The sequence below is a fragment of the Natronorubrum halalkaliphilum genome, assembly GCF_009834785.1.
GTDB lineage: Archaea > Halobacteriota > Halobacteria > Halobacteriales > Natrialbaceae > Natronorubrum > Natronorubrum halalkaliphilum.
The window spans coordinates 122,440-143,317 of record NZ_WUYX01000033.1 but is presented as its reverse complement, the minus strand read 5'-3'; the positions used below and the strand labels follow the sequence as shown (position 1 = coordinate 143,317).

The window sequence follows — 20,878 nt, the reverse complement described above, 5'->3', positions numbered from 1 at the left end:
GTTAGTTTTCGATCCGCGGGTCGAGTGCGTCCTGAAGCCCGTCGCCGAACAGGTTGAACCCCATGATGGTCACGAGGATCGCCAGGCCGGGCCAGATCGACAGCCAGATGTTCGAGTGCATATACCGACCGTGAGCGATTCGGAGCATTTCACCCCAGTCGGGCGTCGGCGGCTGGGCACCGTACCCCAGGAAGGAGAGACCGGCGACGATCAGGATCGTCACGCCGATCTGCAGCGTTGCGTACACCATGACGGGTGCGAAGCTGTTCGGAATGACGTGTCTGCGGATGATGTTGCGGTCCTTGACTCCCGCGGCGCGTGCGGCCTCGATATAATCCATCTCCCGAACGGACAGCACCCGACTGCGGATGATCCGGGCGAACACCGGGATGAAGGCGATGCCGACGCCGATCACCGCGTACTGAATGTCGGGGCTGCCTCCGCTGATGAAGACCGTGAAGACGATGATCAGCACGAGCGGCGGAATCGCGTACACCGTCTCGACCGACCGCATCAGGAGGTCGTCGATCCAGCCGCCGTAGTAGCCCGCGATCGAACCGATTATCGTTCCGCCGATCAGGCCGATCGCCGTCGATGCGAGCCCGACGCTGACCGACACCTGCGAGCCGTAGATGATGCGGGTGAAGTAGTCGCGTCCCTGCGGATCGGTCCCCAGCGGATGGGAGAGGGACCCGCCGTCGACGAACACCGGTGGCTCGTTCGGGTGCGCTTCACCCGGCGGCGGAATCCGCGTCGGGTGGTCGAAGAACGGAATCGCCTGTGCGGCGGTGTAGTCCGACATCGTGTCGAACGTGAGCCGCGAGAGGTTGCTATCGATCGCCGCGAACGCCGCGATGAAGATGACGAACGCGACGATGTACAGCCCGATACGAGCGGTCGCGTCTCGCTTGACCTTCGCCAGGGTGTAGCGCCAACCGACGCGCGTTTCGACCTCTTCGTCGACCGACCCGCCTTCGGCGGCACCCGGCTCCTGATCGTCGAGTTGTGATTCGGTCGTCGCCATTTGTTATGCACCTCTCATTGTCACTCACGCTCCCCGTAGGTCACTCGCGGATCGATGTACGCGTAGGAGATGTCCGTAATGACGACACCGACGACGAACATGAACCCGAGGACCATCGTGATTCCCATGATTAACTGGTAGTCGAGTTGCTGGATCGCCTCGACGAACAGGCGTCCGATCCCATTGATCGCGAAGACGGTCTCGACCAGGACGGCACCCCCGAGTGCCGTCGACAGGTTGAGCCCGATGATGGTGATGATCGGTAGCTGGGCCGATCGGAACGCGTGTTTTCGGAGGATCGTCCGCTCCGGAACGCCGTACGCGCGGGCGAGTTTGACGTACTCCTCCTGTAACGATTCGATCATCTGCGTTCGTTCGACCCGCATCAGCGTCGCCATCTGGAGCGTCCCCAGCGCGATCATCGGCAGTATCAGGTGCCTGATCGTCTCCGTCCAGTGTTCGAGGTAGCTGCCGTGACCGGCCGCTTCGGGCGGTTGCCACGGGTAAACCAGTCCCGCCGACGGAAGGACGCCGAGTCTGACCGCGAAGACGATGATCAGCATGATGCCGATCCAGAACGAAGGCGTGCTGACGCCGATCAGGGCGACGATCCGCGAGATGTGGTCCGTCGGTTCGTTCCGGCGTTTGGCCGCGATGATCCCGAGGGGGATCGCGGTCACAATCGCGAAGAGATACGCTGACAGGACCAGCAGTAGCGTCGGACCGGCCCGCTCGAGCATGAGATCGGAGACGGGCCGCCTGCGGTGGATGCTGTAGCCCAGATCGCCCTGGACGAGTCCGGTCATGTAGTTCCAGTACCGGACGTGCAGCGGCTGATCGAGCCCGTAGCGTTGTTCGATCGTCCTGATGAGTTCCTCGTCGGCTTGCTGGCCCTGTAACATGAGTCTGACGGGGTCGCCCGGTGCCAGATTTGCCAGCACGAACGTGATGATGGAGATTCCGATCAGGACGGGAATCGCCTGGAGCAGTCGGTAAATCGTGTATCGAAGCAGTCCCATGTGCGTTCGTCTCGATTACAGTGTCAGTATCGTCATCCTGTGAGGCGTCCGTTGGCGCCGTTCGGTTCGGTGATCCAGTCGGTTCCGGTTTCGATCGCATCCGAAAGGAGGCGATGGCGTCTCGACGCCTACTCCTCGTCGATGCCGACGTTGTTGTCGTCGGAGACGAGTTCCGGATTGTACGAGACGTTCGGATGCGGCTGCATGTCGGTGACGTAGTCCTGGGTCGCGATCGTGTTGTGCTCGGAGTAAGCGGCCATCGCTGGAAGCTCCTCGACGATTTCGTCGATGACGTCGATATACATCTCGCGACGCTCGTCCTGATCGGCCGTCTGTCGCGCCTCGGAGATCGTATCGTGGAAGTCGTCGCTTCCCTCGTAGAAGTGCCCCTGGGTGACGCCGGCGTTGTCCTCGTGGAACAGGTTGTAGAGGTAAACGTCGGGATCGGGGCCGCCGGTCCAACCGAGGATGTACATCTCGTAGTCGTCCGCGTCGCCCGAGATGTACGTGTCAGTCAGCGTCGCGAAGTCGAGGCTCTGGACTTCGGCGTCGTAGCCAAGTTCGTCCAGTCGTGACGCGATCAGTTCGCCCAGCGCGATGCGCACGTCGTCCGGCGGGACGATGATGGTCGGATTCCAGTCGTCGGGATCGTCCAGCCCCGACTCGAGTAACTCCTCGGCTTCGTCTGGATCGTAGTCCGGTGTGGCTTCGTCCCAGTCGTCCGTCGGGAAGTCCCAGATCTCGTTGACGATCGGCGGAATCGGAGAGGCTATCGGCGTTCCGCCGTCGCCGAGGTTCGCGTCGACGAACTCGCTCATCGAGAACGCGTGGGCGATCCCCCGTCGCACCTCGGGATCGGTCGTCTCCCCTTCGTTGCAGTTGAACGCGACGTACATGTAGGACGGGCTCTCGGTCCGGTGGACGTCGATCCCCTCCTCGCCGTCGATCTGGTCCCAGTCTTCCGGCGGGACGGTCGCGATCGCGTCCGTGTCGCCCGCGAGAATCTGTGAGACGCGGCCGGCGTCGTCTTCGGCCGCCTCGAACCGGACCGACTCGAGTTCGGGCTGTGGGTCGCCCCAGTAGTCGTCCCATGCCTCGAGTTCGACGAACTCGTCGGACGTCCAGTCGTCGAACGTGAACGGGCCGGAGCCGACGGGGTTCGTGTTGTAGTCGTCCGGATCGTCGGTTCGTACCGACTCGTTGACGACGTACGTCGCCACCGTGAGAGTTTCGAACGGCCCGTAGGGATGTTCGAGATCGATCTGGACCGTGTGCTCGTCGATAGCCTCCGTTCCGTCCACGTCGATGAAGTCGTACTCCGGCCGGTTGTCGGTGTCCTCTTCGACGGGTGCGGTAAACGAGTGGGCGACGTCCTCGGCGGTGACGGGGTCACCGTTGTGGAACTCCGCGTCGTCGACGATTTCGATGATGTATCGTTCGCCGTCTTCCTCCTCTTCGGGCTCGCCCGCGGCGAGTTTGGGCTGGAGCTCGAGGTCGTAGTCGTACTCGTACAGGCCGTCGTAGACCTGGTGGATGATTTGCGCGCTGTAGGCGTCGTTGGAGACGATTGGATCGAAGTCGCCCTCCGGATTCACTTCCTGCGTATACAGGAGGTGTTGTCCGTCGGGTCCGGCGCCATTGTCCCCACCAATGCACCCCGCAACCATGCCTGCACTGACCGCTGCACCTGATGCAAGTAACCGCCGTCGTGTGGCGGTGAGCTGGTCGTGTACCATCTCGATAAACAATGCCACCCGTGGTATATTGGTAGCAGGGGGCTACAGATCGAAAGCAGATTTTACCGCATTCCTAATCGGACAAATATTGACTCTTTCACAAACAACTATTAAAGATACATCTATTTTAACTATATGAGATACTAAATGAATAGCTACGCTGACACATCCCTTTCATATCTGACCTACAATCAAACCGCGCGACGACGCTCTCGACGGCATCGATATGAGGCCCTATTTGTCCGCAAAACTACTGATGTGTATTCAATTGCACAGGACAGTACAGCAGTGAGTGAATGTGTGATAGCAATTACTAATCTGATTCGGAAACAGCTCGGTCGCCAGCCTCTGGATCGAAGACCAGTGGCATTTTTGTCATCGCCCCCGTGATGGCACAGTATGAACTACAGGGCGGTCGAGACGGACGCGGAGTATATCGCCCGCCTCGAGACTGGTGCCGACTGGCGGGCCGAGATCGAGTCACTCGCCCGCGAGGTCGAGGCCGACGCGGCCTGGTTTCAGGGTCTCGGGGCTGTCCAGGATGCCGAATGCTGGTTTTACGATCAGGACGACTGCACGTACGAGGCCATCGAGTTCGACGAGCCACTCGAGGTCGCAAGCTGCGTCGGCAACGTCTCCTGGCTGGATGACGAGCGCTTTGCCCACACTCACGCCGTTCTCTCGGATCCCGACGGGAACGCCCTTGCAGGCCATCTGAACGAAGCAACCGTCTGGGCCGGCGAGGTCTACATGCGGGTCTTCGAGGAGGGTCTCGAACGCGAGTACGACGAATCGACCGAACTCGATCTCTGGCTCTGATATGCGGGAGGAAGACAAACGGTACTTCCAGCGTCTCGAGTCCGAGTTAGACGAGGCGTTCGACGTCGCCGAACGAGCCAAAGAGCGCGGCGCTGATCCCGACTCCGAGGTCGAGATTCCGGTCGCCAAGGACATGGCCGACCGCGTCGAGAACATTCTCGGCATCGACGGCGTCGCCGAACGGGTCCGCGAACTCGAGGGCCAGATGTCCCGCGAGGAGGCTGCGCTCGAACTCGCGAAGGACTTCGCGGAAGGCAGAGTCGGCGACTACGAAACGAAAGCGGGCAAGGTCGAAGGGGCGGTCCGAACCGCAGTCGCTCTGCTTACCGAGGGTGTTGTCGCCGCGCCCATCGAGGGGATCGACAGGGTCGAAATCCTCGAGAACGACGACGGGACCGAGTTCATCAACGTCTACTACGCCGGGCCGATCCGATCGGCCGGCGGGACGGCACAGGCGCTGTCCGTCCTCGTGGCCGACTACACGCGCGCTTTGGTCGGAATCGAACAGTACAACGCTCGAACCGACGAGATCGAACGCTACGCCGAGGAGATCGGTCTCTACGACAAGGAGACCGGACTCCAGTACACGCCGAAGGCGAAGGAGGCCAAGTTCATCGCCAAACACCTCCCGATCATGCTCGACGGAGAGGCGACGGGCGACGAGGAAGTCTCCGGCTTTCGCGACCTAGAGCGCGTCGACACCAACAGCGCCCGCGGCGGGATGTGTCTCGTCCTCGCGGAGGGAATCGCGCTCAAGGCTCCGAAAATCCAGCGTTACACGCGAAATCTTGACGAGATCGACTGGCCGTGGCTGCAGGACCTGATCGACGGCAACTACGCCGACGACGAGGGGGACACAGCGGGCGACGGAACTGAGGACGGGGACGACGATGCGAAAGCAGACGCGGACGCGGACGAGAACGACGGTGGGGCAGCCGACGGCGAAGACGGCGACTCCGACGACGGGACGGGCGGTCCACCGCGGGCCGACCCGTCGACGAAGTTCCTCCGAGATCTGATCGCCGGCCGTCCGGTCTTCTCCCATCCCAGCGCCGAGGGTGGGTTCCGACTCCGGTACGGCCGCGCGCGTAACCACGGGTTCGCGACCGGCGGGATCCATCCCGCGACGATGCATCTGGTCGACGACTTCCTCGCGACGGGGACCCAGATCAAGACCGAACGACCGGGGAAAGCCCACGGGATCATCCCCGTCGACAGCATCGACGGCCCCACGGTCAAACTGGCAAACGGCGACGTGCGCCGGATCGACGACCCGGAGGAGGCCCTCGAGATCAGAAACGGCGTCGAGAAGATCCTCGATACCGGCGAGTATCTGGTCAACTACGGTGAGTTCGTCGAGAACAACCACCCGCTCGCACCGGCCTCCTACGTCTACGAATGGTGGATTCAGGACATGGACGACGCTGGCGCGGACGCGCAGGCACTCGAGGACGACCCGCGGATCGATCAGGAGTTCCCCGACGCCGAGACCGCCCTCGAGTGGGCCCTCGAGTACGACGCGCCGCTCCATCCCCAGTACACCTACCTCTGGCACGATATCTCGGTCGAAGCGTTCTGTGACCTCGCCGACGCGGTCTCGGGGGGCTGGATCGAGAACGAGAGCAGTTCTAATGACGCTGACGACAACGACGGCACGCTCGTCCTCGAGTACAGCGACGCGACTCGAGACGCCCTCGAGACGATCATCATCGAACACCGCCAGCGGCCTGACGAGAACCGGATCGAGATCGACGACTGGCGGCCGTTCGTCCGGACGGTCGGCTGCGAACCGCGACGGGCGGTTACCGACGGTGCTGCGCTGGAGTCCGATCGGGATACCGATGCCGGTGCTGATCCCGACGCGGACGAGCAGACGGGCGAGCAGACGGAACGCCGGGAGTCGGCCCCCACCATCGAACTCGAGCGCACCTGGACCGACGATGACCTCTCCGAACGCGCTCGGATGTGGGGCCACGAAACGGACGGCGACAACGCCATCGAGGCGGTCAACGAGGTCGCTCCGTTTACGGTCCGCGAACGCGCACCGACCCGGGTCGGCAACCGGATGGGCCGCCCCGAAAAGTCCGAACGCCGCGACCTGAGCCCGCCGGTCCACACCCTGTTCCCGATCGGCGAGGCCGGCGGCGCACAGCGCAACGTCGCCGACGCCGCCAAACACGCCGAGACGATGCAGGACACCCCCGGCGTCGTCGAGGTCCAGATCGGCCGCCAGCGCTGTCCCGACTGCGAGACGGAGACCTTTAAGAACCGCTGTCCGGACTGCAACTCGCGGACGACTCCCGACTATCGCTGTCCCGACTGCGACTCGCGGATCGAGCCCGACGAGGCCGGTCGCGTCGAGTGTGACCACTGTGAGCGCGAGGCCACCTGCGTCGAGAACCGCGAAATCGACGTCCACGAGGAGTACCGCAACGCCCTCGAGTCGGTCGGCGAACGCGAGAACGCCTTCGAGATTCTGAAAGGCGTTAAAGGGCTGTCTTCGGCGACCAAAATCCCCGAACCGATCGAGAAAGGTGTGCTCCGGGCGAAACACGACGTCTCCTCGTTTAAAGACGGCACCGTCCGCTACGATATGACTGACCTTCCCGTGACGTCGGTCCGGGCCGCCGAACTCGATATCGACGTCGGCCAACTACAGGCGCTCGGCTACGAGGAAGACATCCACGGCGATCCGCTGACCCACGAGGACCAACTGGTCGAACTCAAAGTCCAGGATATCGTGCTCTCGGATGGTGCAGCCGAGCACATGATGCAGACCGCCGACTTCATCGACGACCTGCTCGAGCAGTACTACGGCCTCGAGCCGTACTACGAGATCGACGACCGACAGGAACTGGTCGGCGAGTTGGTGTTCGGGATGGCGCCACACACGAGCGCAGCAACTGTCGGGAGGGTGATCGGTTTCACGAGTGCGGCTGTCGGATATGCACATCCGTACTTTCACGCCGCAAAACGCAGGAATTGTGACGGTGACGAAGATTGCGTTATGCTCCTTATGGACGGGTTATTGAACTTTAGTACCAGTTTCTTGCCAGATCAACGGGGCGGGAAGATGGACGCGCCCTTGGTCATGTCCTCTCGGATCGACCCCTCCGAAATCGACGACGAGGCCCACAACATGGACATCGCCTCGCAGTACCCCCGCGAGTTCTATCTCGCGACCCTCGAGCAGGCCGATCCCGAGTCCGTCGACATCCAGATCGGTGAGGATACCCTTGGCACCGACGGGGAGTACGCTGGTTTCGAGCATACCCACGACACCACCGACATCGCGATGGGCCCCGATCTCTCCGCCTACAAGACGCTGGGCTCGATGATGGACAAGATGGACGCCCAGCTCGAGCTCTCGCGCAAACTCGAGGCCGTCGACGAAACTGACGTGGCCGAGCGGGTTATCGAGTACCACTTCCTGCCGGACCTGATCGGGAACCTGCGGGCGTTCGCCCGGCAGGAGACCCGCTGTCTCGACTGCGGCGAGAAGTTCCGCCGGATGCCCCTGACCGGCGACTGCCGGGAATGCGGCGGCCGCGTTAACCTCACCGTCCACAAGGGGTCGGTCAACAAGTACATGCAGACCGCGATCCAGGTCGCCGATGAGTACGATTGTCGCCCCTACACGAAACAGCGGCTAGAAGTGCTCGAGAAATCGCTCGAGAGTATCTTCGAGAACGACAAGAACAAGCAGAGCGGGATCGAGGACTTCATGTAGGAGCTTTTTCGCTACAGTCTCCCGCGACGGCGAATCGCCGTCGCGGTGTCCCTCCGCAAACCCTCCACCAGAAGCACTCCTTCCTCCGTTCCGGCCGATCCGCGGTCTCCACATCAGTCGTCGGCCCGCTCGTTCGCCCTGAGGGCTCACTCACGGTGAGTAGCGGTGAACATTCAAACGATCCCGATCAGTCGCTCGCTCGAGTGAGCCCCGGAATCTCCGCTTTCGGATACTGGGGCCGTGGCGCGTGGGAGTCCGGCAGCCAGTCCAGGAGGCGCTCGTTGAACCGCTCGGGTCGTTCACGGGGGGTCCAATGACCGCAGTTGTCCACCAGATCCAGTTCAGCGTCCGGAATCCGGTCCGCCGCTCGCATCGACCACTCGACGGGAACCAGCGGGTCTTCCTTGCCGTGGACGAGTAACGTCGGAACGGATAGCGTCTCGAGATCGTCGACGAAGTTCGTCTCGACGCGGCCGTCGAAGGAGAGTTCGTTCCCCTGAAACTCCTTGAACGCCTGGATCGAGCCCGGTTCCATGAGCTTCTGCCTGACGTCCTCGACGAACGGGTCGGGGAGGTCGTCGGCGTCCGCAACGAGACTGTCGAGGACCATTCGGACACTCTTGGTGGAGGTGCTGGCGGCGATTTTCCCAAACTCGGTCATTCCGGGGACCTGTGACAGGAGTTTCCAGGGCAACGCGTTCGGTAGTCGGTCACCGAGCCCGTAGCTGTCGACCAGCGCGAGCTGTTCGACGCGGTCGGGATGCTCGAGGGCGTAGCCCAGCGCGACGCCGCCGCCCATCGAAATCCCGGCGAGCGAGACGCGTTCTTCCGGAATCGTCTTGAGGAACCCCTCGAGGACGTCGACGTACGTCTCGAGGGTGTGGGTCACGTCTCCGGTGCTGTTTCCGTACTCCGGCCAGTCGATCCCGTAGACCCGGTAGTCGTCCGCGAGGGCGTCGATGGTGTGTCGCCACGAAACCGTCGCGTCGTCGATTCCCGCGCCGTGACAGAGCACGACGGGTGGGCCGCTCGTTCCCGCCCGCCGATAGGCGATTCGGCAGTCGCCGACGGTGGCGATACCGGTTCCCGTCATGGCACGGATACGCCGTCGCTGGGCTTGTTTCGAAGCGGTTCAGTAGTCGCAGTCGGCTGGAGGGGACTGTCGAAACGAGTCGAGCGACGCTTCATAACTGCCGGTTGCGCCGGAACGGTGTCGGCCTTTTCCCCAGCAGTAGCCGGGCCACTGCTGACGCTCACGAACTCGAGACAGTGTGATTCGACCGGAAGCGCACTATCGGGCGAACCAGGTGTGCTACTAACTCTCACTCTCTGGTATCTGGATGGGGATGTTATATCGTTTTCTATTACCGTGTGTACCACTCACATATACTCGTCTGCTGGTGGTTTTGCGAACGACGGCCGACAGACGCTCGCGAACTGGCCGAATACCGGGTGTTCAACGGCGTTTTCGCGGAAGAACTTCCGAGGTAAGTAACTACACTCGAGTACAATACTCACGCCGTCTCGACGAGTGGGGTGCGAGGAACAGGATTCTATATCGCGGCTATTGATTTACGCACTGTTTACTGCATATCTGTACAGTCTCACAGCGATATAATTCACCCGCCTCGAGCATCGCACTACCGTTCTTGCCTCTGAGGGCGTTATTCATCACTAAGGATACAGAACACGACCAGCCGCATCCCGAGTTCGAACGGCAGTCTACGCGGAAGGCAGCGATGATCGGCCGTATCCGCGGCTTCGACGAGGAGGGGTTCCACGTCACGCTCCGGGACGGTCTCGAGAGACTGAGCATCGAGCACGTTCGATGCGGCGACGAGTTCGGTGAAGCGCACGTGATATGGCGTTGTCTCGAGTGCGGAGAGATGGGCGGACTTCATAGCGACCTGCCCGACAGCTGTTCGTTCTGCGGGACCGTACGCGAAACCTCTCCTACTGAACGAGGACTGGGCCGAAAACCGCTTTTATTACGGTCGCCTCACTGCAAGCTACAGCCATGGATATCGTGGTCTTCGGAGCCGGCAGCCTCGGCAGCCTCGTCGGCGGGATACTCGCGCGTGACTCTTCCAACGAGGTAACGCTCGTCGCTCGCGACGCCCATGCCGACGCTGTCGCCGAATCGGGCCTCGAACTGGTCGGCAAACTCGAGGCGACCGTCGACCCGGCCGCGACGACCGACGGTCGCGGACTCGAGGCCGACCTCGCGATCGTCACGGTCAAATCGTTCGACACGGCAGCCGCGGCCGAGGTGCTCGAAACGGGGTCGTACGGGTCCGTTCTCTCACTCCAGAACGGCATGGGGAACGAGGAGGCGCTCGCGGCCCGACTCGAGTGCCCGATTCTTGCCGGAACCGCTTCCTACGGCGCAATCCTGCGAGATCCGGGAGTCGTCGAGTGTACGGGTATCGGTGAGATCGTCCTCGGCGCACGAACCGGCGGCCCCTCCGCCCACGCCGACCGGATCGGGGACCTGTTCGCCTCGGCGGGCCTTGAGACGACCGTCGCCGCGGACATGCCGCGGCGACTCTGGGAGAAACTCGCAGTCAACGCCGGAATCAACGCGGTGACGGCGCTGACGAGGACCGAGAACGGTGCGGTTCTCGAGGCCGACACGAACGACCTCGCCCGGACTGCGACGAGAGAAACGGCACGGGTCGCTCGCGCCGTCGACGTGAGGCTCTCGAATCGTACGGCTCTCGACGCGATGGAAGACGTCGCGGCTGCGACGGCGGGGAACACGTCTTCGATGCACCAGGACGTTCTCGCAGCCCGACGGACCGAAATCGACGCGATCAACGGCTACGTGGTCGACCGAGCGGCCGAACGCGAACTCGAGGTACCGACGAACCGGCTGCTGGCATCGCTCGTTCGGACGTGGGAACGTGGTCGTGGCCTTCGAGAGTAACAGCTGTCCGGTGTCGAAAACAACAATCAACGCCGCCGGAGACGATGTCGAGTTAGAACGGAGCTTCGGGGCCTTCGTCCGTTTCAGCGCCGTCGTCGTCGACGGTTTCGCCGGGGAACGACGGGCTCATGCCGCCGCCCATGTCGTCGCCGCCCTCGGCGCCGGTGTGGGCGTTGACTTTTTCGATTTCGGGAATTTCTTTGACCATTCGGCTCTTGATCGCCTGAATCGTCATCGGGGAGATACCGCAGCCGCTGCAGGCGCCGCCGAGTGCGATGGTGACCTCACCGCTCTCACGGTCGAGGTCCTGAATCGCAGCGCTGCCGCCGTGCATCTGAATCTGCGGGAAGTTCCGTCGCAGGAAGTTCGCGACGCGGTCTTCGAGATCGTCTCCGTCGTTCTGGGTCTCGGTGCTCATAGAACTGCATTGGGTATCAGCCCCCCTAAACCTTCCGTCATCCATGTTCGGCTGTCGACACCTCCGGCACGCGTCCGACGGGTGTCCCGTGTCGATTATGCGAAGCCGAAGACACGCCGCAGTTCGGTTTCGATCTCTTCGACGTGGATCTCGAGGACCTCTTCGAACCGATCTTCCTCGACGAGGACGCCGGTTACCCGGCCGTGGGGATCGTCGGGAAGTTCGATTCGGAACTCGCCGTCACCCTCGTAAAACGGTTCGCTTTCGTTCAACACCTGTTGATCGATCGCGTGTACGAGCTCGGAGTCGTACCGGTCGTTCATCCGATTGAACGCGTTCTTGTACGCCTGTTGGAGTTCGGGAAAGTAGTTGGCGTACTTGTCTTCGAATTTCTCGGGGTCGAAGTCGGCCATACCCGTATCGACGATGAGCGACGACAAAAGTCGGACGATCGACCGCTCGGCGGTAACAACCGATTAAACGTATCAACCACCTGTCTCGGTAGGCATCTCCTATATACGGACGACGCGTACGCAAGCGGAACCAACACTCATGCGTCGGTCCTGAGCACTGCATATGTCCCTCGATCATCCCCCCATTCCACGCGAGGCGCTGCCGCCAAAATGGGGGCCCGTTGCCTGCTGTGACGGCAAGTTCGCGTACCGTCACAGCCAGCCACCGATCGAACTCATCGCCGACCGGTCTGCAGACCGGTCGCATCCGGGACTCGGCCTCAGTCACTGCTGGGAACTCCGATATCGATATTCGCTCGGCGACCGAGCCATTGTCGAGTCCATCGGTCGGGTCTCGACTCGGCGAGCCGCCGTCGATGGATTGCTCGAGTGTATGCACCGAATCCACGAGTCCGTTGACCAACCGGCCGATCCAATCGAGATGGAGGCGACCCTCGACCGAATTCGGTTTTCGGACGCCGTTCCCGACGACGAGCCAGCGCCGTAGTACGGTGTGACTCGTCGTTTTCACCTCGCCCGCCCCATTCTATATAGTGGTATGTGGTGTATTGCTCTCTTCGCGCTCGAGACTGGAGCGCTGCTCTCACACAGCGAGTAGCCGCGCAGCGGCCGTTATTCGTCCGTACGCAAATGTGGTTTATGGACCACAACGGATCCAGCAGTCTTCCATCGATGGTACTTGATCGCGTTCAGGATCTGATACACGCCGAACTCGTCCGATAGTTCGACGTCATTCACCGTGTTGAACGGCTTGCTCATCACGGATACGACGAATGTACTCGCCACTCGCGATATGTGATCGGGGCGGGACTGCAGTCTCCCGATCGGATCGGCAGTGGATTCTATTGTCGCTCTCGAACCTCATCGCACACCGGTCACAACGCCATCCAGTGGTCGGATGGCCAGTGACGGTCGGGAGTCACTATCGACCACTATCCGCGATATCGATCAACCGTACGTCGGCCGGCCCTCGATGATCGAACTATCACAGTCGACAACGTCGGCCGTGAGAACTGACGTGGCGAATACGTTTTTCACTCACAGCCTCCGAGATGCGTCGGATTCTCAACTGTGTTGTCGAAGGTGCTCGTTCGAATACCGCAGACTATCTCCCGTAGCTCGATGCCGAACCGTCTCCGTTAGCCGACACGGTGCTCGGTTTGTTTTCGGCGCACTGATCTACGCCGGAGAACGCACCAGTTCGTGATACCGAGATTCACCTCTTCTGGGTCCGACTTTCCCCTCGCACTAATCGATGATTGCCTCGAATGGGTGCAAGACGACCGCTCGGTATCTCTCGGCTGCTTCACTCCCGGACCTACTCGCTCGAATCGTCCAATCTCGATACTTCTGGGCTGGCAGTGACCGACGACATCTCCGGAATCTAATCCTATAAATCACATATTGCGATACGGAATAGCAACCTTTCCGTCGTCTTCGCTCGGTGGCGGAGCGCTTATACTTGATTCCGAAGAAGAGGGGGTACCGGAAGCTCTCCGATCGTCCTATGACATCTCAGATCCCCTTCGCTATCGACTTCCACGTCCACTCAGACGACTCCTACGACGGTCACGAACCGATCGAACTCGTTCTCGAGCATGCGGCGGATATCGGCCTCGATGGGGTCGTTATCACCGATCACGACGAAATCAGCGAGTCATTACGTGCTGCAGCCCTCGCCCCCGAGTACGGCCTGGTCGGTATCCCCGGTGTCGAGGTCTCGACCCGGCACGGCCACCTGCTGGCAATCGGTGTCGAGGAACGTCCGGATCCCGGACAGCCGTTCATGGAGACGGTCGAAACCGTCCGTGAACTCGGCGGAATCGCGATCGTTCCCCACCCCTTCCAACGCAGCCGCCACGGCGTCCGCAAACGACGCATCAAAGACGCCGATGCGATCGAGACCTACAACTCGATGGTCTTTACCGGGTACCGGAATCGGCGCGCTCGCACGTTCGCTCGCCGCCGCGACTATCCCGAAATCGGCGCGAGCGACGCTCACTACCTTCCGAACGTCGGCAAGGCCTACACCGAGATTCTCGTCGAACCCGACGCCGAAAACCCGACCAAGGCCGATATCGACGGCGACGAACTCGTCGAAGCCATTCTCGAGGGTCGAACGCAGATTCGCGGTAAGCGCACGCCGATTCACAAGAGCACGGTTCAGTACGCCAAAGGTGCGGTTCGGAAGTCGACGTATCTGCTGACCTCGCGTGCGCCGCTGCTGCCGACGGTTCCGGCGTCGATGGATCGGTCGGGATAGCGGTTCGTATCCGGGTATCCGATTACCGATTACCGACTATCGACTATCGACTAATCAGGAAAGTTGCTCGCCGAGGATTTCGTCGGCGCGTTCGACGAACGCTTCCTCTTCGCCTGTCGGTACCGTCGCACCGGCAGCAACGTCGTGGCCGCCACCGTCACCGCCGACGACGCGCGAGGCGTCTCCCATCACGGCGGAGAGGTCGAGCCCCTTCCGGACGAGGTTGTGCGTGCCCCGAGCCGAGACTTTGACCTCGTCGTCGTTTTTCTCCGCGAAGGCGATGATCGGCTTCGACCGACTGATCCCCGCGTTGCCCATCGCCATTCCGGCGACAATGCCCACGATGGTCTCCCGGATCCGGTCGCCGGCGTGGAACCACTGCAGGTTGTCCGCGTGAGTGACGCCTTCGCGCGTCACGAGATCGATTCCTTCCGAAAGGTTGCGGCGGTGCTCCCGGAGCAGTTTTCGGGCGCGCTCGAGGGCGTCCGTTCGATCGCCGAGGCAGACGCCGAGACCGACGTCGGCCCGTTCGTAGCGGGCGGTCGCGTTGAGCAGCGTCGAGAACTCGCTGGCATCCCGGAGTTCGGTCCCGACCGGCTCCTCGGGAAGGACGTAGGCAGTGCTGACGAGTTGGTCGATCTTTTTCGCGGGGACGCCGCTCGAGACCGCCCGTTTGACGAGCGCGCTGGCGACGGTTTGTTTCTCGTCGTTCGTCAGTCCGGACCAGCGCCGCCACTCGCCGTCGCGTTTCAACTCGAGGTCGAGGCCATCGAGAAATCGCAGCGCACCCTGTTGGTCGTTCGAGATACCGGGAATGTGGACGTCGGTGGCGTACTCGAGGAGTTTCGGTAGCGGACGGGTCTGTTTCCCGTAGAGTGCGAGATCTTTGCCGGTCTCGATGACGCCGGCGTCGACGCCTTCTTCGACGATTTTTGCGTTCGCGCCGTGGAGTTCGCCGCCCGAGGCCTGCATGTCGCCGACGGCGCCGACGACGGCGAGGGCCGCGAGGTCGCGGTTGTCCGCTCGGGCGGCGGCAGTCGTCCCGCCGTCGGTCGCGACGGACCGGGCCGTCCGGTTGTCCGCAACGGTCGCCAGTGCTCGGGCGAGCACGTAACTCGCGCCGGCTCCCGAAAGCTCTGAGGCACCGTTGATGCCGAACAGGAGCGGGTTGAGGTGGTATTCGGTTTCTCGATCGGCGGGCTGGTGGTGGTCCGCGATGACGGGGGTGAAATCGCCGGCGTCCTCGCGGTCGCCGATCACGTCGAGCTGGCCGCTCCCGAAGTCTGTAAAGAGGACAGTGTCGTAGTCGGTCGCCGCGATATCGGCGACCGCCGCCTCGTCGAGCTGTTTCTCGAAGACCGTCTCGAAGGGAATTCCAGCCCGCTCGAGCGCGCTCGAGGCGATCGCGGCGCTGGTTAGTCCGTCGGCGTCGATGTGGGAGGCGAGCAGGACGCGATCGGCCTCGCACAATCGCTGTGCACAGCGAGTCGCACGGTCTTCGAGATCGGGAATCGGCCCAGCCATCGAGGTGTGGTTGGGCCGCCTTCGCTGATAAAGGTGCGGTCTGGTCCTCGTGTGACCAACCGATCGGGTGCCACACTGATCGCCGACTCGGCCGGCGATCGGGTGTGTAGTGGCGTTCAGAGGTAGCCGTGGGTTGCGAGCAGTTCCGGCAGCGATTCGGCGTACAGCAGCAGGGGGATATTGTTCGCTGCGAACAGCACGTACATGAGCACGACGACCGCGACGAAGCGACTGTCCAGCGGTTCCGGGAGCACGTGACCGATCGCGACGACGATCAGGGCGTATCCGGTCGCTGCAAGCGCGACGCCGGGTAATCCGAACAGTCCGTAGAAGAAGACGGTGACGGGGTTGAGTTCGGTGGCGTACGGAACGAGAAAGAACAGCGTCGCGGCGATCACGTCGATACCCCAGAGGAGGAGAAAGGCTACTCGCAATCTGACAGTTCCCGGCGGATCCAGTTTGTTCTCGAGGACTGATTCTACTGCCACGGGCCGTCTAGGCGTCCGACGAGCGTACGTGTTGACCTTGCGACCTCCAGTTGCGAGCGACTCACACGCGCTTTCGCCGCGGTTTCAACCGTGTTCCGTAGATACTTCGTGAGAGACGAAGTGGAGGCCGTTCACTCGCGAGGCGTCGGGACGGTCGCGAACGTCTCGCGGGCGAGTGCATCGAACGTGGCGTCGTCGGGAACCACGTCGACGTCGATCCCTAGGGACCGGGCGGTCTCGGCGGTCGGATCGCCGATGACCCCGACGGTAGCGTCTGCAAGGCCCGCCAGCGCGTCCTCGCGGATCCCTCGCTCGGCGGCGGCCTCGAGGAAGTGCTCGACGGTGAGAGAGGAGGTGAAACAGAGAGCATCGAGGCTACCTTCGGCGGCTAACTCGGTCGACTTGCCGCTGCCAGCCGGCCGAACCAGCCGGTAGAGAACCGTCTCGTGGACGTACGCGCCTGCATCTTCGAACCCGTCGAGTAACACGTCGCTGCCGTGGTCGCTGCGGGCGACTTCGACGCGCGCGCCGTCGATCCGCCCGTCGAGTGCGGCGACCAGACCGCTCGAGGTGAACTCCTCGGGAACGAGATCGACGGCGTACCCTTCGGCACGGAGCGCATCGGCCGTCGCAGGACCGATCGCACAGACGGTTTCCGCGCCCGGTTGCCAGCCCGCTTCGGAGACGAGTTCTGCGCCGGTCTTGCTCGTGAAGACGACGTAGTCGGCGTCGGTTCGCGGCGTCGCGCCGGTCGCGTCGACCGCGAGCATCGGGTCCGGGACGGGGTCGGCTCCGAGGTCTTCGAGCAGGGCGACGGCGTCAGTGAGTCGGTCGTCGTCGGGTCGGAAGACGGCGACCGTGGGTGTTCCGTGCATCGTTCGCTCTCGTTAGCTACCTTCGCCGGCGTCGCCGTAATCGTTCCGAAGGAACTCGACGACCGAGTCGCGGGTCCCGGCGACGTCGCCGATTACCGTCACGGCGGGTGGCGAAATGCCGTTCTCGTCGCGAACGTCGACGATCGTTTCGAGCGTGCCCGTGCCGACCTGTTGGGTGGGCCAGGTACCGCGTTCGACGAGCGCGACGGGCGTTTCGGGTCGCATCCCGGCGTCGCGGAGCGCTCTCGTGTAATCGGGTAACCGAGTGACTCCCATGAGGACGACGATGGTTCCACCAGTCGCTGCGAGGGCCTCCCAGTCGACGGTCGACTCCGGTTTGTTCGGATCTTCGTGGCCCGTGACGAACGAAACGGAAGAGGCGTGATCGCGGTGGGTCACCGGAATGCCGGCTACCGCGGGTGCAGCGATGGCGGACGTAACGGCCGGAACCACCTCGAACGGGACGTCGCGAGCGGCGAGATACTCGGCCTCTTCGCCGCCGCGGCCGAAGACGAACGAGTCGCCGCCTTTGAGCCGAACGACGGAGTTACCCTCGCGGGCGAGTTCGACTAACCGCTCGTTGATCTCGGACTGGGGTGTTCGATTGTCGCCGTGTGCGCGTTTTCCGACGTCTTCGCGGCGACCTGCGGGAAGCAGTTCGATGATTTCCGGCCCCGGTAGCTTGTCGTGGAGCACGATGTCAGCGGTTTCGAGCAGGCGCTTGGCTTTGATGGTCAGCAGATCGGGATCACCGGGTCCGCTCCCGACGAGATAGACGGTTCCGGGAGCGGGGTCGATAGTGTCTTCAGCCATCTCCGTCTGATCGCTACTTCCCCATCGGCTTATCATCCTCGGCAACGTCAGTATTGTCGGTCCCGTCGGCGTCGTCCCGCGCCCGTTCGATGAGCGTGGCCGCACCGCGCTCGGACAGGTCGCGGGCAAACTCCCGTGCGGCTTCGGCGTGGGTTTCGACCGGCAGATCGCGGCTCCCGGTCACCGACTCCTTGCCGTCGCGGTCGAAGACGGTGACGCTGGCGTGAACGTACTCGCCCTGAAGCACCGCGTAGATGCCGACCGGGGCGATACAGCCGCCGCCGAGTTCCGCGAGAATGCTCCGTTCGACCGTCGTCTCGACGCGACTGCGGGGGTGGTCGATCGCGGACTGAATCTCCCGGGCCGTCTCGCCGTCGGTCGCCGTCACCGCGAGCGCACCCTGGCCCGGCGCGGGGACGAACGTCGACGTGGGCAGTTCCTGGTACTCAACGTAGTGTTCTAACCCGCTGCGCTCGAGGCCCGCCTGTGCGAGGACGATCGCATCGTACTCGGTCTCGACCTCGCGGCCGAGGGCCTGCTTCTCGAGTTCCGAAAGGCCGTCGAACCACTCGTCGGCCGTCCGGTCGAACTCGGGTTCGAAATCCTCGTCGCCGGTGTTACCCTTGCGTTCCTTATCGGCCTCCGTGCGCTCCTGATGCTCGGCCTGTAACGCGGGCGCGAGTAGCTTCTCGAGGCGCGTATCCACGTTCCCGCGCAGCGGTTCGATTTCGAGATTGGGGCGCTCCGAGAGCAACTGCGCGCGCCGTCGGAGACTCGAGGTGCCGACGGTCGCGCCGTCGGGGAGTTCCTCGAGCGTCGACCCGTCGGGCGTGACGAGGGCGTCGCCCGGCGCGCCCCGTTCCGGCACCGCCGCGGTGATCAGTTCCTGTGGCTGCTCCGTCGGCATGTCCTTCATCGAGTGGATCGCGCCGTCGAGGTCGCCCTCGAGGACGCGCTCGTCGAGTTCGCGGACGAACGCGCCGGTCTTTCCCAGCCGGTGGATTAGCTCGTCTCTGATCTGGTCGCCCGTCGTCTCGACGGTGACGAGTTCGGCTTCGTACCGTCGGTCCTTGAGGGCCTCCTGTACCAGTGAGGCCTGTCGTCGGGCGAGCGTAGAGCCCCGCGTCGCCAATCGCAACGTCCCGCGTGTTCTCATAGCCATCAGTCGTCGCTTGGAGTATGAAAAGCGCACGCTTGACCGGCGCGGGTCCGTTTCGATGACATTACCGGCTGGGGGACGGAGTGGGGTGGCGAGTGGGCGGGTTGAACGGGTCGGCTGGATCGAGCGGTCGGACGGATCGGATAGATTGGACGGATCGGACAGATTGACGACTTGGGCGGACTGAACGGGCCGGACCAGTACGAGGGATCCGACGGATCCGACGGACCGGTTCCCCGCTATCGACGCGACCGACCGCAGCCGAGTCTGATCGCAGCGAATATATTCGAACTGTTGTTTATGTGCGTCGGGCCGGTAGCCGCAGGCGGATGAGCGACACTCTCTACGAACGACTCGGCGGCGAGGACGCGATTGCGGCGGTTGTCGACCGATTCTACGAACGAATTGTGGCGGACGAACGAGTTTCCCACTTCTTCGACGACGTCGACATGCAAAAACAACGGGCCCACCAGACGCAGTTCATCAGCGCGGTCGCCGGCGGTCCCGTCGACTACACCGGTGAGAACATGGCGTCCGCACACGACGATCTCGGCATCAACCGGACGGACTTCACTGTTATCGCCACGCACCTCGAGAAGACGCTCGCGGAGTTCGACGTCGACGAAGCCGACCGGAACGCCGTCCTCTCGGCGGTCGCGGAGTACGAGGACGACATCGTCACGGCGACCGCGTGAGCCGATCCACGCGAGACTAACACCGACCCGAGGTATTTTGGCCCCGTCCACGCTATCACCTGCCAATGACTGCAGTTACGTTGGGTCCCGAAGGAACCTACTCACATCGAGCAGCGACGGCAGTCGACGACGCGGTCGAGTTCCGTCAGTCCGTGACCTCGATCGTCGACGCCGTTGCCGGCGGCGAGTACGACCGCGGCGTCATCCCGATCGAGAACAGTATCGAGGGCAGCGTCACCGAAAGCCTCGACGCCCTCGCGGAGTACGACGTCGCCGTCGTCCGAGAAATCGTCACCCCGATCAGACACGCCCTGATCGCTCAGGGTCCGGAGTTCGACACCGTTGCCAGCCACTCGCAGGCGCTCGCACAGTGTCGCTCCTACCTCGAGCGCGAGTATCCCGACGCTACGCTCGAAGCCGTCGCGAGCACCGCTCAGGGCGTCGAATTCGCCCGCGACGATCCGTCGATGGCGGGCATCGGTCACCCCGACAACGGTGGCGACGGTCTCGAGGTGATCGCCGAGGACATTCAGGACCAGGATTCCAACGCGACGCGGTTCTTCGCGCTCGCGCCCGCCGAAGCGCGTTCGAAAGGGGGCGGCAAGAGTTCGCTCGTGGTCTATCCGAACGCGAACTACCCCGGCCTGCTGCTCGAACTGCTCGAGCCCTTCGCGGATCGAGATATCAACCTGACGCGCGTCGAGTCCCGGCCGAGCGGTCAGCGGCTGGGTGACTACGTCTTCCACGTCGACATCGAGGCAGGACTGTACGAGGCCCGGACGAAGGAAGCGATCGAGGATCTCGAGGACCTGGCGGAGAAGGGCTGGGTCCGTCGGCTGGGGTCGTACGATACCGAACACGTGGTCGGATAACAGTTGTAGCGAAGACTGGTTATTTAGCCAGAAGCGCGTCGAGT

At 62.8% G+C, this 20,878-nt stretch carries 19 protein-coding genes; 8 read left to right on the top strand and 11 right to left on the bottom strand.

What is annotated here, in order from left to right; genetic code table 11:
- Position 1: 1 nt before the first annotated feature.
- From GS429_RS11490 to GS429_RS11480, 3 genes are all read right to left on the bottom strand, one after another.
- Positions 2 to 1,024, bottom strand: coding sequence for an ABC transporter permease (locus GS429_RS11490; protein WP_160065498.1), 1,023 nt, complete (start codon positions 1,022 to 1,024; stop codon positions 2 to 4).
- Positions 1,025 to 1,044: 20 nt separating this feature from the next.
- Positions 1,045 to 2,043: an ABC transporter permease gene (locus tag GS429_RS11485; protein ID WP_160065497.1), complete on the bottom strand. Its 999-nt coding sequence runs from the start codon at positions 2,041 to 2,043 to the stop codon at positions 1,045 to 1,047.
- Between the two features lie 128 nt (positions 2,044 to 2,171).
- Complete coding sequence (locus tag GS429_RS11480) at positions 2,172 to 3,779, bottom strand: ABC transporter substrate-binding protein (protein ID WP_160065496.1); 1,608 nt, start codon at positions 3,777 to 3,779, stop codon at positions 2,172 to 2,174.
- Between the two features lie 399 nt (positions 3,780 to 4,178).
- Here GS429_RS11480 and GS429_RS11475 point away from each other — a divergent pair, with 399 nt between their 5' ends.
- Positions 4,179 to 4,598: a PPC domain-containing DNA-binding protein gene (locus GS429_RS11475; protein WP_160065495.1), complete on the top strand. Its 420-nt coding sequence runs from the start codon at positions 4,179 to 4,181 to the stop codon at positions 4,596 to 4,598.
- A 1-nt stretch (position 4,599) separates the two neighbouring features.
- Complete coding sequence (locus GS429_RS11470; RefSeq protein WP_160065494.1) at positions 4,600 to 8,328, top strand: DNA polymerase II large subunit; 3,729 nt, start codon at positions 4,600 to 4,602, stop codon at positions 8,326 to 8,328.
- A 187-nt stretch (positions 8,329 to 8,515) separates the two neighbouring features.
- On the opposite strand, the gene GS429_RS11465 is transcribed toward GS429_RS11470, so the two are convergent.
- The gene (locus GS429_RS11465; protein WP_160065493.1) at positions 8,516 to 9,421 is read right to left on the bottom strand and encodes an alpha/beta fold hydrolase; all 906 of its coding nucleotides are present in this window, start codon (positions 9,419 to 9,421) and stop codon (positions 8,516 to 8,518) included.
- Positions 9,422 to 10,067: 646 nt separating this feature from the next.
- Between GS429_RS11465 and GS429_RS22670 the strand changes: the two genes are divergently transcribed.
- Both GS429_RS22670 and GS429_RS11455 read left to right on the top strand, forming a co-directional pair.
- Positions 10,068 to 10,427, top strand: coding sequence for a DUF7130 family rubredoxin-like protein (locus GS429_RS22670; RefSeq protein WP_425438201.1), 360 nt, complete (start codon positions 10,068 to 10,070; stop codon positions 10,425 to 10,427).
- Positions 10,346 to 11,254 carry a ketopantoate reductase family protein gene (locus GS429_RS11455; RefSeq protein ID WP_160065491.1) on the top strand — a complete coding sequence of 303 codons (909 nt, stop codon included), beginning with the start codon at positions 10,346 to 10,348 and terminating at the stop codon, positions 11,252 to 11,254. Before GS429_RS22670 ends, GS429_RS11455 begins: the two co-directional genes overlap by 82 nt.
- 52 nt (positions 11,255 to 11,306) lie before the next feature.
- Here GS429_RS11455 and GS429_RS11450 read toward each other — a convergent pair whose 3' ends face one another.
- Both GS429_RS11450 and GS429_RS11445 read right to left on the bottom strand, forming a co-directional pair.
- Entirely contained in the window at positions 11,307 to 11,672 is a 366-nt protein-coding gene (locus GS429_RS11450) for a NifU family protein (RefSeq protein WP_160065490.1), read from the bottom strand.
- A gap of 95 nt (positions 11,673 to 11,767) precedes the next feature.
- Positions 11,768 to 12,085, bottom strand: a complete 318-nt coding sequence (locus GS429_RS11445; RefSeq protein WP_160065489.1) for a DUF5783 family protein — start codon at positions 12,083 to 12,085, stop codon at positions 11,768 to 11,770.
- 163 nt (positions 12,086 to 12,248) lie between these two features.
- Here GS429_RS11445 and GS429_RS11440 point away from each other — a divergent pair, with 163 nt between their 5' ends.
- Together GS429_RS11440 and GS429_RS11435 are read left to right on the top strand one after the other, a co-directional pair.
- Positions 12,249 to 12,632 carry a hypothetical protein gene (locus tag GS429_RS11440; protein WP_160065488.1) on the top strand — a complete coding sequence of 128 codons (384 nt, stop codon included), beginning with the start codon at positions 12,249 to 12,251 and terminating at the stop codon, positions 12,630 to 12,632.
- A 1,020-nt stretch (positions 12,633 to 13,652) separates the two neighbouring features.
- Entirely contained in the window at positions 13,653 to 14,408 is a 756-nt protein-coding gene (locus GS429_RS11435) for a PHP-associated domain-containing protein (protein WP_160065487.1), read from the top strand.
- Positions 14,409 to 14,462: 54 nt separating this feature from the next.
- Here GS429_RS11435 and recJ read toward each other — a convergent pair whose 3' ends face one another.
- From recJ to hemC, 5 genes are all read right to left on the bottom strand, one after another.
- Entirely contained in the window at positions 14,463 to 15,932 is a 1,470-nt protein-coding gene (gene recJ, locus GS429_RS11430; protein ID WP_160065486.1) for a RecJ family nuclease, read from the bottom strand.
- A gap of 116 nt (positions 15,933 to 16,048) precedes the next feature.
- Complete coding sequence (locus tag GS429_RS11425; protein WP_328821359.1) at positions 16,049 to 16,420, bottom strand: hypothetical protein; 372 nt, start codon at positions 16,418 to 16,420, stop codon at positions 16,049 to 16,051.
- 131 nt (positions 16,421 to 16,551) lie between these two features.
- The gene (locus tag GS429_RS11420; protein ID WP_160065485.1) at positions 16,552 to 17,295 is read right to left on the bottom strand and encodes a uroporphyrinogen-III synthase; all 744 of its coding nucleotides are present in this window, start codon (positions 17,293 to 17,295) and stop codon (positions 16,552 to 16,554) included.
- 12 nt (positions 17,296 to 17,307) lie between these two features.
- Positions 17,308 to 18,108 carry a uroporphyrinogen-III C-methyltransferase gene (cobA, locus tag GS429_RS11415; protein WP_160065484.1) on the bottom strand — a complete coding sequence of 267 codons (801 nt, stop codon included), beginning with the start codon at positions 18,106 to 18,108 and terminating at the stop codon, positions 17,308 to 17,310.
- A gap of 13 nt (positions 18,109 to 18,121) precedes the next feature.
- Positions 18,122 to 19,264, bottom strand: coding sequence for a hydroxymethylbilane synthase (gene hemC / locus GS429_RS11410; protein ID WP_160065483.1), 1,143 nt, complete (start codon positions 19,262 to 19,264; stop codon positions 18,122 to 18,124).
- 332 nt (positions 19,265 to 19,596) lie between these two features.
- Between hemC and GS429_RS11405 the strand changes: the two genes are divergently transcribed.
- Positions 19,597 to 19,962, top strand: coding sequence for a group I truncated hemoglobin (locus tag GS429_RS11405; protein WP_160065482.1), 366 nt, complete (start codon positions 19,597 to 19,599; stop codon positions 19,960 to 19,962).
- 65 nt (positions 19,963 to 20,027) lie between these two features.
- Positions 20,028 to 20,834 (top strand): prephenate dehydratase, encoded by an 807-nt coding sequence (gene pheA, locus GS429_RS11400; RefSeq protein ID WP_160065481.1) that lies wholly within the window; start codon positions 20,028 to 20,030, stop codon positions 20,832 to 20,834.
- Positions 20,835 to 20,878: the final 44 nt, after the last annotated feature.